The organism is Micromonospora sp. KC721, assembly GCF_004348355.1.
Lineage (GTDB): Bacteria > Actinomycetota > Actinomycetes > Mycobacteriales > Micromonosporaceae > Micromonospora.
Genome location: NZ_SMJY01000160.1, coordinates 1 through 14,813, shown reverse-complemented (window position 1 = coordinate 14,813; position 14,813 = coordinate 1). Strand labels below are relative to the sequence as shown.

The window sequence follows — 14,813 nt, the reverse complement described above, 5'->3', positions numbered from 1 at the left end:
CGGCGTGGGTGAAGCCCGTCACAAACGATACGAGACGGTTCCGTATCGAAAAGACTCGCCCTAGGCTCGGGAGCGCTGTTACGAGTCCCGTCCGTGTTTCACGGCGTGGACGACCCGGGGGAGAGATTCCGCATGGAACCGTACGAGAACACCGGCCACCCGAGGCGCTGGGCGATCCTCGGCGTGCTGGTGGTCAGCCTGCTCGTGGTGGTGCTCGACAACACCATCCTCAACGTCGCGCTACGCACTCTGGCCGACCCGGTGCACGGCCTGGGCGCCACACAGGGCGAGCTGGAGTGGGCGATCAACGCGTACACCCTGGTCTTCGCCGGTCTGCTCTTCACCTGCGGAGTGCTCGGTGACCGCGCCGGGCGGCGTCGGTTCCTGCTCATCGGGCTGGTGCTGTTCGGGCTGGCGTCGCTGCTGTCGGCGTACGCGCAGACCCCCGGCCAGCTGATCGCGGCGCGCGCGCTGATGGGTGTGGGTGGCGCGGCGATCATGCCGGTGACTCTGTCGATCATCTCCAACGTCTTCGATCCCCGGGAACGGGGTCGGGCGATCGGCGTCTGGGCCGGCGCGGTGGGCCTCGCCGTGGCGATCGGCCCGGTCCTCGGCGGTGCGCTGCTCGAGCGCTACTGGTGGGGCTCGGTCTTCCTGATCAATGTGCCGGTGGTGGCGCTCGGTGTCGTCCTGGTGGCGCTGCTGGTGCCCGAGTCGCGCGACCCGCACCCCGGCCGGGTGGACGTGCTCGGCGTGCTGCTCTCGGTGGTGGGCCTGGTCGCGCTGACCTACGGCATCATCGACGGCGGTGAGCACGGCTTCGGCCGCCCGCTGGTGTGGCTCTCGGTCGTCGGCGGGCTGGCGGTGCTGACCCTGTTCGTCCTGCACGAGCGGCGCAGCGACCACCCGTCGCTGGACGTCCGACTGTTCCGGGTGCCGCAGTTCGCCGCGCCCGTGGTGATCGTCGGCCTGGTCTTCTTCGCCGCGATGGGCCTCTTCTTCTTCAGCTCGTTCTACCTGCAACTGGTCCGTGGCTACAGCCCGCTGGAGACCGGCCTGCTCCTGCTGCCCTTCGCCGGGGCCCAACTGGTCTTCGCGCCGCGCAGCGCCGCCATGGTCCGCCGCTACGGCGGCCGGGCGGTCGCCGTGGTGGGGCTGGTGTTGACCGCGGTCGCGCTGGGCGCCTTCGCCTTCGTCTCGGAGACCACCCCGATCTGGGCGATCCTGGTGTTCTTCTTCCTCCAGGGCGCCGGGATGGCGAACATCATGCCGCCGGCCACCGAGTCCATCATGTCGGCGCTACCCCGGGAGAAGGCCGGCGTCGGCTCCGCGGTCAGCAACACCGTTCGGCAGGTCGCCGGCGCGCTCGGCGTGGCCGTGCTCGGCGCGCTGCTCTCCGCCCTCTACCGCGCGGACATCGCCGGCGCCGTCGACGCGCTGCCGCCGTCGGCCCGCGACGCCGCGACCGAGTCCGTCTCCGGCGCGTACGCGGCGGCGGCCCAGCTCGGGCCGGCCGGGCCGGCGCTCATCGCGGCGGCCAACGCGTCGTACGTGTCGGCCATGCACTGGGCGGCGGGGCTCGCCTCGGTGGTGGCCGCCCTGGGCATCCTCGTCGTGCTGCGATGGATGCCCGGCCGCCCGACCGGGCCGGCCGGCGCGCCGGTGGGCGAACGGGAACTGGCCGCAACCGCCTAGGTTCGGGACAATGTCCGACATGACTTCCACCGCGGACGAGGCCATCATCGAGGCCACCCTCGACCTGCTCGCCGAGGGCAGCACCATCGAGACGCTCTCCATCGAGGCGATCGCCGCCCGCGCCGGGGTCGGCAAGGCCACCATCTACCGGCGCTGGCCGGGTAAGGAGGCGCTGCTGCTGGACGCGCTGCGCCGGCTCAAGGGCATCGTGCCGCAGCCGGCCGGCCACTCCGTCCGGGACGACCTGGTGCAGCTCGTCGGCGCGGTCGGGCGTCACATCGACCCCCGCGCCGCGAAGATCATGCCCTGCCTGGTGCCGGAGGTAAACCGCAGCCCGGAGAACTACCAGCTCTACCAGACCATCATCGAGCCGCGCCGGCAGTTGATGCGCGAGGTGCTGCGACGAGGCGTCCGCACCGGCGAGCTCCGGGCCGACCTCGACATCGAGGTGGCGATGGCGCTGCTGACCGGCCCGATGCTGATGCAGCGGATGTTGCACTGGCATCCGGAACTCGACGAGCGGGTCCTCCCCGAGCGGATCGTCGACGGGGTGCTGGAAGGCATGCGTCCCCGCTGACGGCCCGGCGTGTCCGGTTGGCGTGTCCGGTCCGGCGGCCGTCGGCGGGCACCAGTAGGGTGTCGAACACACGTACTGCCGGCGGCTGGGAGGGAGGCGGCGTGCGCGTGCTGGGCGTCGACCCGGGGCTGACCCGGTGCGGGGTCGGCGTGGTCGAGGGCGTGCCGGGCCGGCCCTGCACCCTGGTCGCCTACTACGTCGTCTACACCGACCCCGACGAGGATCTGCCGCTGCGTCTGCTGCACCTGGACCGCTCGCTCGCCGACCTGGTCGCCGAGCACCGGCCGGACGCGGTCGCCGTCGAGCGGGTCTTCAGCCAGCACAACGTCCGCACCGTGATGGGCACCGCCCAGGCCAGCGGGGTCGCGGTGCTGGCCGGCGCGCGCGCCGGCCTGCCCGTGCAGACCTACACGCCCAGCGAGGTCAAGGCGGCGGTGACCGGTTCCGGTCAGGCCGACAAGAAACAGATGACCGCTATGGTGACCCGGCTGCTAAGGCTGCCCGAGCCGCCGAAGCCGGCCGACGCGGCCGACGCTCTGGCGCTGGCCATCTGTCACGTGTGGCGCGGCGGCACCCGGTCGAAGCTGGCCGCCGCCGCCGACCGGGTACGACGAGGAGGAGCACGATGATCGCCAGCGTGCGCGGCACGGTGATCGCGACCGGTCCGGACCACGCGGTGGTCGAGGTCGGCGGGGTGGGCCTGGCGGTGCAGTGCGCGCCCGGCACCCTCGCCGAGCTGCGGGTCGGTCAGCCGGCCCGGCTCGCCACCAGCCTGGTCGTCCGGGAGGACTCGCTCACCCTCTACGGCTTCGCCGACGACGACGCCAAGCAGCTCTTCGAGCTGCTCCAGACCGCCAGCGGGGTCGGCCCCCGACTGGCCCAGGCGGTGCTCGCCGTGCACACCCCCGACGCGGTCCGCAAGGCCATCGCCAACGCCGACACCGCCGCGTTGACCCGGGTCCCCGGGATCGGCAAGAAGGGTGCCGAGCGCCTGGTGCTGGAGTTGCGGGACCGGATCGGTCCGGTGCCGGTCGGTGCGGACGGCGCGGCCGGGGTCACCGGTGGGGCGTGGCCCGAGCAGGTCCGCCAGGCACTGGTCGGGCTCGGCTGGACGGCTGCCCAGGCGGACCAGGCGGTCGCGGCGGTGGCGGAGACCGTGGACGGGGAGACCCCGCCCGTGCCGGTCCTGCTCAAGCAGGCGATCCGGCTGCTGGGCCGGCACCGGTGACGGGCGACGACCTGGTCTCGGCGTACGTCAGCGACGCCGAGCTGGACGCGGAGGCCAGCGTCCGGCCGAAGCGACTGGACGAGTTCATCGCCCAGCACCGGGTCCGCGACCAGCTCGACCTGCTGCTCCAGGGCGCGATGCGGCGCGGCTCCCCACCCGACCACATTCTCCTGTCGGGGCCGCCTGGCCTCGGGAAGCCCGTTTCCGTGGATGCGCTCGTGCTCATGGAGGACGGATCACGGCGCAGGCTGGGCGACATCGTCGTCGGTGACCGCGTCATAACCCGGACGGGTGAGGGCGCGGCGGTGACAGCCGTCCACGAGCAGGGCGAACTCGACTGCGTCCGGATCCGTACCGGCAGCGGACGGGAGGTCGTCGCGGCGCCGGACCACCCGTTCTGGACGCCCGAGGGCTGGGCCAAGGCCGGAGACCTCACGGAGGACGACTATCTGGCGAACGTCCTCTGCCCCGATCTGGTCGCCGACGCCACCGAGGACCTCGCGGAGTACAAGCTCGCCGGGTATCTGATCGGTGACGGGTGCACCACCAACCAGGTGACGTTCACCGGTGGGGACGAGGACGTCCTGGCGGACTTCCGGGCGACGTGCGACCAGCTTGGTCACCCGCACACCACGAGACCCAACAGCGCCCGGAGCTCGCTGATCCGGATCAGTGGCTTACGACCGTGGCTGGAAGAGCACGGCCTCCTCGACAAGACAGCCTGGCAGAAGCGCGTGCCGGACTTCGTCTTCCGGGGTGACAGTTGGCAGGTGTCGGCGTTCCTCGCCGCGTACTTCGCCTGTGACGGCTCGGTCAGCCGGCGTGGGCGCGACCGCTACGACGTCGTGGTTGAGTACTACAGCGTCTCCCGAGGGCTCCTCCAGGACGTGCAGCACCTGCTGCTACGGCTGGGGGTTCAGTCCCGATTGAAGCTCAAGCGGGGGCGTTACCAGGGCAGACCCCACGAGTCCTGGCGGCTGAGCATCACCAGTCAGGACGACGTGGCCCGCTTCGTCCAGCGGATGACGATCATCGGTGCGCGGGGCGAGCGGCTCGCGGGATGGGCGCCACGTCGGGACCGCTTCCAGGAGCGGCTCGCCGCCGACCGGGTGGTTTCCGTGGATCGGGTGGGCCTCCACGAATGTCGATGCCTGACCGTGGACGGCGACCATACCTTCACCGTCAACGACTTCGTGGTGCACAACACCACCCTGGCCAATATCGTCGCCGCCGAGCTGGGCGCCGGCATCCGGGTGACCAGCGGCCCGGCGATCGAGCGCTCCGGCGACCTGGCGGCCATCCTGACCAGCCTCGCCGAGGGCGACGTGCTCTTCATCGACGAGATCCACCGGATCGCCAAGCCGGCGGAGGAACTGCTCTACAGCGCGATGGAGGACTTCCGGGTCGACGTGGTGGTGGGCAAGGGGCCGGGCGCCACCGCCATCCCGCTGGACGTCGAGCCGTTCACCCTGGTCGGCGCCACCACCCGGTCCGGGCTGCTCACCGGCCCGATGCGGGACCGGTTCGGCTTCGTGGCGCACCTGGACTTCTACTCTCCGGCCGACCTGGAGACGTTGCTGCACCGCTCGGCGCGGATCCTCGGCGTGCCGATCACCGACGACGGGGCCGCCGAGATCGCCGGCCGGTCCCGGGGCACGCCCCGGATCGCCAACCGGCTGCTGCGCCGGGTCCGGGACTTCGCCGAGGTCCGGGCCGAGGGGGTGGTCACCCTGGAGACCGCCCGGGCCGCTCTCACCGTGTACGACGTCGACGCGCTCGGCCTGGACCGGCTGGACCGGGCGGTGCTCACCGCGCTGGTCGACTCGTTCCGGGGCGGCCCGGTCGGGCTCTCCACGCTCGCCGTGGCGGTGGGGGAGCAGCCCGACACCGTGGAGGAGGTCTGCGAGCCCTTCCTGGTGCGGGCGGGTCTGCTGGCCCGGACACCACGGGGCCGGGTGGCCACCGAGGCGGCCTGGCGGCACCTGGGTCGGACCCCACCAACTGGTACATTTGGCACCGATGCCCCACCCGCGCCCGATCTGTTCTCCGCTGCGCCCGATCAGCCGTGATCCGAACGTGATCTGCACCGCATTCGGCGTTCTCAGGCGCAGGGATTAGACTCGCCGCGGTCTGTACAGGATGTGAGAATCCGCCTCCGCTCCGGCGCTTCGCCGCCGGACAGGGGCCAATGGGAAGGTCGCACACCGTGCTTTACCTCGCACAAACCGGCGGAGGCGCCGGTGGTCTGACGCCGATCCTCATGATCGCCCTGCTCTTCGGGGTCATGTACTTCATGATGATCCGGCCGCAGCAGAAGCGCCGCCGTGAGGCCGAGGCCATGCAGAAGGGGCTCGCCGCCGGGGACGAGGTGGTCACCATCGGCGGCCTCTACGGCACGGTCACCGGCGTGGACGACGACACCGTGCTGCTCGAGGTGGCTCCCGGCGTGCAGACCCGCTACGCCCGGCCGGCCATCGCCCGGGTGGTCACCAGGGCCGAGAGCACCGAGCCGACGAGCGAGCCGGTCACCGGGGACGCGGACGCCGTCAAGGAGTGAACAGCACCCCGCCCGTCCGGCAACGGCCGGGCGGGGTGACCGGACAACTGGACAGGTGAGCCGGCGTCCGACGCCGGAGCGGCGGGTCCGCCCGTACGACGCCTCCGCGGCGTCGGCGGCTGGTCCCGCCGACCGTCGGCACCGGCTCCGTGGAGCGCGTCGGCCGGGCCACCCGGTCCGACCTCGCCGCCGCCGCACCGGCGGCGCGACCGTTACAGGGAGACAGGACAGCCGTGGCACCACCTCAGGGACAGATGCGCCCCGGGCGGCAGCTCGCCGTACTCGGGCTCATCTTCGTCGTCCTCTATCTTTTGGTGTTCTTCTCGGGCGGGGCGAGCGGCGGCTGGAAGGACCGGCTGGAGCCCCGGCTCGGCCTGGACCTGGTCGGCGGCACCCGGCTCACCCTGGAGGCCACCAACACCCTCGACGGCAGGCCGCCGACGGCGGAGAACCTCGAAGAGGCCCGGCAGATCATCGAGAGCCGGGTCAACGCCTACGGCGTGGCCGAGGCCGAGGTGGTCACCGAGGGCGACCGGAACATCGTCATCTCCCTGCCCGGCGAGAACCGCAACCTGGACGACGTCGGCACGGCGGCCGAGCTGCGGTTCCGCAAGGTACTCAAGATCACCGACGGGAGCGGCGCGATCGCCAGCCCGGCCCCGTCGCCGTCGGCCAGCGCCTCGCCGCAGCCCTCGGGCAGTGCCTCACCGAAGCCGTCCGGCAGTGCCTCGGCGAAGGCGACCGCCTCGCCGGGCGCCGGCGGCCAGGGCGGCGGCGCTCCCGCGGCGAGCCCCAGCGCCAGCCCTTCGGCCTCGCCGAGCGCCAGTGCCGCACCGGTGCCGCAAGGCATCCAGCAGCAGCGCGCGGCGGTCGAGAAGAAGGTCGGCGCCGTCGCCTGGGCCGCGGCCAGCGGCCTGCAGGCTCCGGCCGACCTCGCCGCCGACCCCGCCCTGGCGGAGAAGCTCAAGCCGTTCGGCCAGCTCTCCCCGCAGGAGGTGGCGGTGCTGACGCCGGAGATGCAGTTCAACGTCCCGACGATCACCTGCGCCCAGCTGGACGCCCGGCCCGCCGGTTCGGTCAAGGACGAGAAGCAGCGGGCGGTCGCCTGCGAGGGCGGCGCGGTCAAGAACCTGCTCGACGTGGCGAAGGTGCTCGGCACCGACGTCTCCGACGCCGACGCCCAGCTCGACCAGACCAGCCAGTGGGTGGTCGGCCTGAAGTTCACCGGGGACGGCCAGGGCAAGTGGACCGAGCTGACCCGGGAGGCGTTCAACAACGCCGGCAACGCCTGCGACGCGTCGGCGCTGGGGCAGGACGGCAAGTGCCGGGTGGCGGTCGTGCTGGATAACAAGATCGTCTCCTCGCCGGAGATCCAGGGTGTGCTGACCGGCGACTCGCAGATCACCGGCAACTTCAACCAGAAGGACGCCAACGCGCTGGCCGGCAACCTGCGCTTCGGTGCGCTGCCGGTGACGTTCGAGCCGCAGGAGCAGCAGAACGTCACCGCCACGCTGGGCGACAGCCACCTGCGGGCGGGTCTGCTGGCCGCCGGCATCGGCATGCTGCTGGTCATCCTCTACTCGTTCTTCTACTACCGGCTGCTCGGCTCGGTCATCTTCCTGAGCCTGGTGCTCTCGGCGCTGCTGGTCTTCGGTGCGCTGGTGTTCCTCGGCCGGCAGATCGGCTTCACCCTCACCCTCGCCGGCATCGCCGGCATGATCGTCTCGCTCGGTGTGGCGGCGGACTCGTTCGTCATCTACTTCGAGCGCCTCAAGGACGAGATCCGGGAGGGGCGAAGCCCGCGCAGCGCGGTGCCGCGTGCCTGGATCCGGGCCCGCCGGACGATCATATCGGCGAACGCGATCACCCTGATGTCGGCGGTGGTGCTCTACGTCGTCTCCGTCGGCACGGTGAAGGGTTTCGCCTTCGCCCTCGGTCTGGCCACGGTGCTCGACCTGGTCGTGGTCTTCCTCTTCCGGCACCCGATCATGACGATGTTCGCCCGGACCCGGGCGTTCCTCTCCCCACGGGTCAGCGGTCTCGGTCGGGCACTGCCGGCCCGGACCGAGCAGGCCAACCCCCGCAACCCGCGTGTCAAGGAGGCCTGAGATGGCTGGTGAAGGTGGTCTCGCGAGCCGGCTCTACCGCGGTGAGGCCGGGCTCGACATCGTCGGTCGCCGCAAGCTCTGGTTCGCCCTGGCCGGCGTGCTGGTCCTGATCTCGATCCTCAGCTTCGCGACGCTCAAGTTCGACCTGGGCATCGAGTTCGCCGGTGGCAACTCGTTCCAGGTGCCGGCGAGCGTCGGCACCCTGGACCAGGCCGAGTTGAAGGTCAACGAGGCGCTGGCGGCCACGGCCGGCGACGCCCACGTGGTGACCGCGCAGCAGGTCGGCAGCACCAGCGGCCAGTACTACGAGCTGCGCACCACGCAGCTCAGCTCGGAACAGGCGACCGAGGTCCGGGAGGAGATCGCCCGGGAGTTCGGGATCGGCGCCGACCAGATCAGCGGCAACCAGGTCAGCGAGGCATGGGGCCAGCAGGTGACCTCCCGGGCACTGCTCGGTCTGGTCATCTTCGTGCTCGTCGTGGCGGTCTACCTGATCATCCGCTTCGAGTGGCGGATGGCGGTCGCCGCGATCGTCTCGCTGTTCATGAACCTGATCCTCACCGCCGGCATCTACTCGCTGGTCGGCTTCGAGGTCACCCCGTCGACGATCATCGGCTTCCTCACCATCCTGGGCTTCGCGCTCTACGACGTGGTGGTGGTCTTCGACAAGGTGCAGGAGAACGTCCGGGGCATCACCGCCAACAACAACCAGACGTACGGCGAGGCGGCCAACCTGGCGTTGAACCAGTCGCTGATGCGGTCGCTGAACACCTCGGTGGTCGCCCTGCTCCCGGTCGGTGGCCTGCTGTTCATCGGTGCCGGCCTGCTCGGCGCGGGCACCCTGAAGGACCTGGGTCTGGTGCTCTTCGTCGGTATGGCGGTGGCGTTCCTGACCTCGATCCTGCTGGCCACCCCGCTGCTGGTCTGGCTGAAGAACCAGGAGCCGCGGATCGCCGCGCACAACAAGCGGGTGCTGTCCCGGCGGGGTGCGATCGCCCGCGGTGAGATCACCCCGAAGGGGGCGCCGCGTCCGGCCGAGGGCGACGCCGACGCGATCGACCCGCAGGCGGCACTGGCGGGCGCCGCGCCGAAGGCGGGTGCCCGGCCAGCCGGCAAGCGGTCGAACGCCGCCCGCGGCGGCCGGTCCGGCGGTGGCAACCGGCCGGGTGGCAGCCGGCGCCGCTGACCGGCGACCCGGATAGCTGACGCTCCGACGGCGTCCTTCATGCTGTGCCAACGGCAGGAAGGACGCCGTCGTCGTACGAGAGGAACACCGTGACGCAGACCCACAGCACCGGGGTACGGGGAGACAGCGGCCCGGTGGTCGCCCGGTTGGTGGCCAGCCGGGTGCTGGACGTGCCGGACTTCCCCAAGCCGGGCGTGATGTTCAAGGACCTGATGCCGCTCTTCGCCGACGGCGAGGTGTTCCGTGCGGTGATCGACGGGATCGTCGCGCACCACGGGCGCGACTCGTTCGACATCGTGGTGGGCATCGAGGCCCGGGGCTTCGTCATCGCGGCGGCCATCGCGTACGCCACGGGTGTGGGTGTGGTGCCGGTACGCAAGGCCGGCAAGCTGCCCCGGCCGGCCTACTCGGCGTCGTACGCCCTGGAGTACGGGGAGGCGACCCTGGAGGTCCACCAGGACGCCTTCACCGCCGGGCACCGGGTGCTGGTGGTCGACGACGTGCTGGCCACCGGCGGCACCGCCGAGGCCACCCTCGATCTGGTGGAGCGGGCCGGCGGCACGGTCGCCGGTTTCACCGTCCTGCTGGAACTGGGCTTCCTGGGCGGGCGCGAACGGCTCGCCGGGCGTCCTGTCCATGCCCTGCTGACCGTTTGACCGGCGGGTTGCCGGCTGGCTGCGGCACCGTCCGTCCGGCGGAGGGGCACCGCCCCCGCCGTACGGGTAGCATTGCCCTTTGCTGAGCGGACGGGCGACCGTCCGGGCGGCGCGAGGACCGCACCGGCGAGGGTGCCGGCGCGGAACAGGGCCGGCCCACGGGTCGGTTGCAGAGGGCGTCGACCGGACGGTCGGCGCGTTCCCGGCGAGCGGTGAGGAGGCCGGTGTCCCACGATGTCGTCCCTCCGGTGGAGGGCACGGTGCACCCGACAGGCGACGCTGACAACTCGGTGACCGAGCGGAGGAGCGACCCGCCGGCCCGGGTGACGGGTGACGGCACGACCGCCGAGACCGGTCCCGCCGGCGCGGGGACGGCCCTGCCGTCCGTCGACGGCGACGGCTCGTCGAGCACCGGCTTCGCGTTGTCCCACGCACCCACCGGTCGGCGGGTGCGGGCCCGGCTGGCCCGGTTCAACGCGCCCTGGCAGAGCTCGCAGGTCAGCGAGGTGCTGGAGCCGCTGATCGCGCTGCACCGCGAGAACCACCCCAAGGCGGACGCCCGGCTGTTGCAGCGGGCGTTCGACACCGCGGCGCGCTGGCACTCCGGTCAGTACCGCAAGTCCGGCGACCCGTACATCACGCACCCGCTGGCCGTGGCCACCATCCTGGCCACCCTGGGGATGGACACCACCACCCTGGTCGCGGCGCTGCTGCACGACACGATCGAGGACACCGAGTACACCCTCGACCAGATGCGGGCCGACTTCGGCCCGGAGGTGACCCTCCTGGTCGACGGCGTGACGAAGCTCGACAAGGTCAAGCTGGGTGACGCGGCCAAGGCGGAGACGATCCGCAAGATGGTCGTGGCCATGGCGAAGGATCCGCGGGTGCTGGTCATCAAGCTCGCCGACCGGCTGCACAACATGCGGACGTTGACCTTCCTGCCCCGCCCGAAGCAGGAGCAGAAGGCGAAGGAGACGCTGGAGATCCTCGCCCCGCTGGCCCACCGGCTCGGTATGAACACCATCAAGTGGGAGCTGGAGGACCTCGCCTTCGGCACCCTGTTCCCGAAGCGGTACGAGGAGATCAACCGGCTGATCGGGGAGCACCAGCCGCAGCGGGAGGCGCTGCTGCGCCAGGTGACGCAGAAGGTGCAGACCGACCTGAAGGCCGCCAAGATCAAGGCGGAGACCACCGGCCGGCCGAAGCACCTCTACTCAATCTACCAGAAGATGATCGTGCGGGGTCGCGACTTCAACGACATCTACGACCTGGTCGGGGTGCGGATCCTGGTCGACACCGTGCGGGACTGCTACGCCGCGTTGGGGGTCATCCACGCGAACTGGCAGCCGGTGCCGGGCCGGTTCAAGGACTACATCGCGATGCCCAAGTTCAACATGTACCAGTCCTTGCACACGACGGTCATCGGACCCACCGGCAAGCCGGTGGAGATGCAGATCCGCACGTACGCCATGCACCGCACCGCCGAGTTCGGCATCGCCGCGCACTGGAAGTACAAGGAGCACAAGGGCACCCAGATCGTCGGCCCGCCGGCGCACATCGACGAGATGACCTGGCTGCGCCAGCTCCTGGACTGGCAGCGGGAGGCAGCGGACCCGAGCGAGTTCCTGGACGCGCTGCGCTTCGACCTGTCCAGCCAGGAGGTGTACGTCTTCACCCCGAAGGGTGACGTCATCCCGCTGCCGACCGGGTCGACGCCGGTCGACTTCGCGTACGCGGTGCACACCGAGGTGGGGCACAAGTGCATCGGGGCGCGGGTCAACGGCAAGCTGGTGCCGTTGGAGTCGACGCTGTCCAACGGCGACGTGATCGAGATCTTCACCTCGAAGTCCGACACCGCCGGCCCCACGCAGGACTGGCTCGGCTTCGTCAAGAGCCCGCGCGCGCGCACCAAGATCCGCCAGTACTTCAACAAGGAGCGGCGCGAGGAGGCGATCGAGGCCGGCAAGGACGCGATCGTCAAGGCGATGCGCAAGCAGGGCATGCCGTTGCAGCGGATGCTCACCTCGGACAATCTGATGGCGATCGCCCGGGACCTGCACCTGGCCGACGTCGCCTCGCTCTACGCGGCGGTCGGCGACAGCCAGGTCTCCGCCCAGTCGGTGGTGCAGAAGCTGATGGCCACCTACGGCGGCGAGGAGGGCGCGGCGGAGGACATCGCCGAGACCGCCGTCGCCACCCGGCCGCCGCGTAGCCGGGCCAGCAGCCACGACCCGGGTGTGGTGGTGCGGGGCGTCAGCGACGTCTGGATCAAGCTGGCCCGCTGCTGCACCCCGGTGCCGCCGGACACGGTCTTCGGCTTCGTCACCCGCTCCGGCGGGGTGAGTGTGCACCGCGACGACTGCGCCAACGCCGAGGACCTCAAGGCGCAGATCGAGCGGGTGGTCGAGGTGAGCTGGAAACTCACCTCCGCCTCCACCTTCCTGGTCGCCATCCAGGTCGAGGCGCTGGACCGGCACAAGCTGCTCGCCGACGTGACCCGGGTGCTCTCCGACGAGCGGGTGAACATCCTCTCCGCCACCGTCACCACCACCCGGGACCGGGTGGCGGTGAGCCGGTTCAGCTTCGAGATGGCCGACCCGAAGCACCTGGGCCACCTGCTGGCCGCCGTACGCAAGGTCGACGGGGTGTTCGACGCCTACCGGGTCACCTCGGGGGCGTAGCGTCGGCCTTCTGTCGCATCGATGGGTGCCCGGGGGCGTTACCGTGCCCCCGCCGGATGAGGTGACAAGGAACGGCCGATTGATCGTCCGCTGGTAGAGACAGCATTGGGGCGGCCGGCCGGCCGCCCCAATGCTGTCATCGCGGTACCTCAGGAGGCCGACACCGTCAGCGCCTTGATCTCGATGTCGTTCTTCGGGTGGCCGCCACCGGGGCTCGGGTCGAACGCGCCGTCGTGGCCGGCGGCGGTGGCCTTCTTGACGACCTCGATGCTCGCGTCGTCCATCTTGCCGAGGATCATGTAGTCCGGGCTGAGCTGGACGTCCTGGTAGATGAAGAAGAACTGGCTGCCGTTGGTGTCCGGGCCGCTGTTGGCGAGCGCGACCACGCCGGACGGGTACGCCGGCCGGTCGTTGGTCGGCAGGTACTCGTTGGCGTACCGGTACGACGGGCCGCCGGTGCCGTCGGTCTCGCGGTAGCCCTTGCCCTTGGCGCTCGGGTCGCCGCACTGCAGCATGCCCGGGAACATCCGGTGGCACTTCGTGCCGTCGAAGAACTTCTTGCTCGCCAGGTACTTGAAGCTGGCCGCGGCGCACGGCGACTTCGTCAGATCCATCTTGACGTTGATCTTGCCGAAGCCGGTCTCGACCGTCATCGTCTCGCTGCCGGTGGTCGGGTTGCCGGTCGCCGGCGGCAGTCCGACGTCCTTCGTCGTCGGGCTGCGCTGCTCCTTCGGCACCTCGTTCCACACGCAGGTGCCCGGGGCGGCCGACGCGGACGCGTTCGCCGCCGGGGTGCTCTTGTCGTCGTCCCCGCCAAGCGTGGTCACCAGCCAGACGGTGCCGGCGACCACGAGCAGCAGGACCGCACCGGCCCCGACGATCGCCTGCGTCTGCCGGCGCTTGCGGGCCCGGGCCGCGCGCTCGGCCATCTCCCGTTCGAGCTTGGCCCGCGCCGCCGCGCGCTGCCGCTCTCTCGTGGACGTCACGGTCACTCCTCCTGGACGTATCTGCGCGGTCGGTACCGCGTACGGTGGTCTGTCCGGTTCAGCCGGCGCTGGGGCTGGCCGACGGGGCGCCCGAGGCCGGGCTCGTCGGTGCCGGGGCGGCCTCGTTCGGCTCGCCGACGGTGAGCTTCTGGATCACCACGTCGGTCTTCGGCTTGACCTTCTCGCCGGCCCCATTCTCCACGGTCGGGAGGGCACCGATCTTCTCGATCACGTCCAGCCCACCGGTGATCCGCCCCACCGCCGGGTACGCCGGCTGGGGTGGGTTGAAGTCCTTGAAGAAGATCAGGAACTGACTGCCGTTGGCGCCCGGCGGGTTGCCGATCATGGCCACCGTGCCCTTCGGGTACGCCGGCGGCTGGCCGGGGGCCGGGCTGGCCGACGGGCTCGCCTCGGGCGCGGTGGGGACGTTCTCGCTGTAGAAGGAGTAGGTGGGGCCGCCCAGGCCGGTGCCGCTCGGGTCGCCGCAGCGCAACGCGCCCTCGCTGGTGATCTCGTGGCAGGTGGTGTTGTCGTAGAACGACCGGCCGGCCAGGTGGGCGATGCTGGCCGCGGCGCAGGGCGCACCGGCGAGGTCCAGTTCGGCGGTGACCGGGCCGCCCTGGTTGGTGGTGATGGTCATCGGCCGGGTGCCAGAGGTGGGCAGGCCGGTGGTGGCCGGGGTGCCGACGTCCTTGAGGTTGGTGTTCGCGGTGGCGTCCTGGGGTGTCCAGAGGCAGGTCTCCTGCGCGGTGTCCCGCTTCGGCTCCCGGTCGAAGGCGCCCAGACCCCACGCCGCCCCGAGCACGACCAGCGCCAGGACGAGCGTGGCGCCCACGCCGGCCTGGATCTGTCGACGCCGCCGCGTGGCGGCGGCCCGCCGGGCCAACTGCCGGTCGAGCTTGGCCCGCGCCAGTTTGCGCTGCCGGTCCCTGCTGGAAGCCACCCGTGCTCCCCTTCCTCTACCCTGGTCGTCACCGGCGCCTCGGGCCGTCGCGGCCGTCGTGGGGCAGGTGCGCCACGCCACACGCCCGCCAGAGTGTACGGGTACCTGCTGGGAAAGTGGTGTACGAGGCCCCGCCGCGGTTTATCAAAGTGCGTCACTGTGGCCGGCGGGACAAAGCGGGGTGGGTGTGCCG

General features: G+C 71.2%; 12 protein-coding genes and 1 pseudogene. 11 read left to right on the top strand and 2 right to left on the bottom strand.

Annotation, left to right across the window (positions count from 1 at the left end):
• Positions 1-132 precede the first annotated feature (132 nt).
• From E1182_RS23010 to E1182_RS22960, 11 genes and pseudogenes are all read left to right on the top strand, one after another.
• Positions 133-1,695 carry an MFS transporter gene (locus E1182_RS23010; RefSeq protein ID WP_132268806.1) on the top strand — a complete coding sequence of 521 codons (1,563 nt, stop codon included), beginning with the start codon at positions 133-135 and terminating at the stop codon, positions 1,693-1,695.
• 10 nt (positions 1,696-1,705) lie between these two features.
• On the top strand, positions 1,706-2,272 hold the full coding sequence (locus E1182_RS23005) for a TetR/AcrR family transcriptional regulator (protein WP_132268803.1): 567 nt from the start codon (positions 1,706-1,708) through the stop codon (positions 2,270-2,272).
• 101 nt (positions 2,273-2,373) lie between these two features.
• Positions 2,374-2,901: a crossover junction endodeoxyribonuclease RuvC gene (ruvC, locus tag E1182_RS23000; protein ID WP_132268801.1), complete on the top strand. Its 528-nt coding sequence runs from the start codon at positions 2,374-2,376 to the stop codon at positions 2,899-2,901.
• Positions 2,898-3,500 carry a Holliday junction branch migration protein RuvA gene (gene ruvA / locus E1182_RS22995; protein WP_132268799.1) on the top strand — a complete coding sequence of 201 codons (603 nt, stop codon included), beginning with the start codon at positions 2,898-2,900 and terminating at the stop codon, positions 3,498-3,500. Before ruvC ends, ruvA begins: the two co-directional genes overlap by 4 nt.
• Positions 3,497-3,835, top strand: a pseudogene (locus E1182_RS33070) (Holliday junction branch migration DNA helicase RuvB); the annotation flags it as partial. The gene ruvA and the pseudogene E1182_RS33070, both read left to right, overlap by 4 nt.
• 219 nt (positions 3,836-4,054) lie before the next feature.
• Positions 4,055-5,569, top strand: coding sequence for a Holliday junction branch migration DNA helicase RuvB (gene ruvB / locus E1182_RS32475; RefSeq protein WP_371687594.1), 1,515 nt, complete (start codon positions 4,055-4,057; stop codon positions 5,567-5,569).
• A 119-nt stretch (positions 5,570-5,688) separates the two neighbouring features.
• Positions 5,689-6,057 carry a preprotein translocase subunit YajC gene (yajC, locus tag E1182_RS22980; RefSeq protein WP_132268797.1) on the top strand — a complete coding sequence of 123 codons (369 nt, stop codon included), beginning with the start codon at positions 5,689-5,691 and terminating at the stop codon, positions 6,055-6,057.
• 233 nt (positions 6,058-6,290) lie between these two features.
• Positions 6,291-8,165, top strand: a complete 1,875-nt coding sequence (secD, locus tag E1182_RS22975) for a protein translocase subunit SecD (RefSeq protein WP_207921488.1) — start codon at positions 6,291-6,293, stop codon at positions 8,163-8,165.
• 1 nt (position 8,166) lies between these two features.
• A complete protein-coding gene (gene secF, locus E1182_RS22970) occupies positions 8,167-9,351 on the top strand; it encodes a protein translocase subunit SecF (RefSeq protein WP_132268795.1) in 1,185 nt (394 codons plus the stop codon).
• 89 nt (positions 9,352-9,440) lie between these two features.
• On the top strand, positions 9,441-10,007 hold the full coding sequence (locus E1182_RS22965) for an adenine phosphoribosyltransferase (RefSeq protein ID WP_132268794.1): 567 nt from the start codon (positions 9,441-9,443) through the stop codon (positions 10,005-10,007).
• A gap of 224 nt (positions 10,008-10,231) precedes the next feature.
• Positions 10,232-12,691, top strand: coding sequence for a bifunctional (p)ppGpp synthetase/guanosine-3',5'-bis(diphosphate) 3'-pyrophosphohydrolase (locus E1182_RS22960; RefSeq protein ID WP_132268792.1), 2,460 nt, complete (start codon positions 10,232-10,234; stop codon positions 12,689-12,691).
• 149 nt (positions 12,692-12,840) lie between these two features.
• Here E1182_RS22960 and E1182_RS22955 read toward each other — a convergent pair whose 3' ends face one another.
• The gene (locus tag E1182_RS22955; protein WP_132268790.1) at positions 12,841-13,677 is read right to left on the bottom strand and encodes a peptidylprolyl isomerase; all 837 of its coding nucleotides are present in this window, start codon (positions 13,675-13,677) and stop codon (positions 12,841-12,843) included.
• A 58-nt stretch (positions 13,678-13,735) separates the two neighbouring features.
• The gene (locus E1182_RS22950; RefSeq protein ID WP_132268788.1) at positions 13,736-14,620 is read right to left on the bottom strand and encodes a peptidylprolyl isomerase; all 885 of its coding nucleotides are present in this window, start codon (positions 14,618-14,620) and stop codon (positions 13,736-13,738) included.
• Positions 14,621-14,813 lie beyond the last annotated feature (193 nt).

Excerpts from the sequence above, each read along its gene's own strand:
- E1182_RS23010 (WP_132268806.1), top strand. The coding sequence starts at position 133 with ATGGAACCGTACGAGAACACCGGCCACCCGAGGCGCTGGGCGATCCTC.
- ruvA (WP_132268799.1), top strand. The coding sequence starts at position 2,898 with ATGATCGCCAGCGTGCGCGGCACGGTGATCGCGACCGGTCCGGACCAC.
- secF (WP_132268795.1), top strand. The coding sequence starts at position 8,167 with ATGGCTGGTGAAGGTGGTCTCGCGAGCCGGCTCTACCGCGGTGAGGCC.
- E1182_RS23005 (WP_132268803.1), top strand. The coding sequence starts at position 1,706 with ATGTCCGACATGACTTCCACCGCGGACGAGGCCATCATCGAGGCCACC.
- yajC (WP_132268797.1), top strand. The coding sequence starts at position 5,689 with ATGGGAAGGTCGCACACCGTGCTTTACCTCGCACAAACCGGCGGAGGC.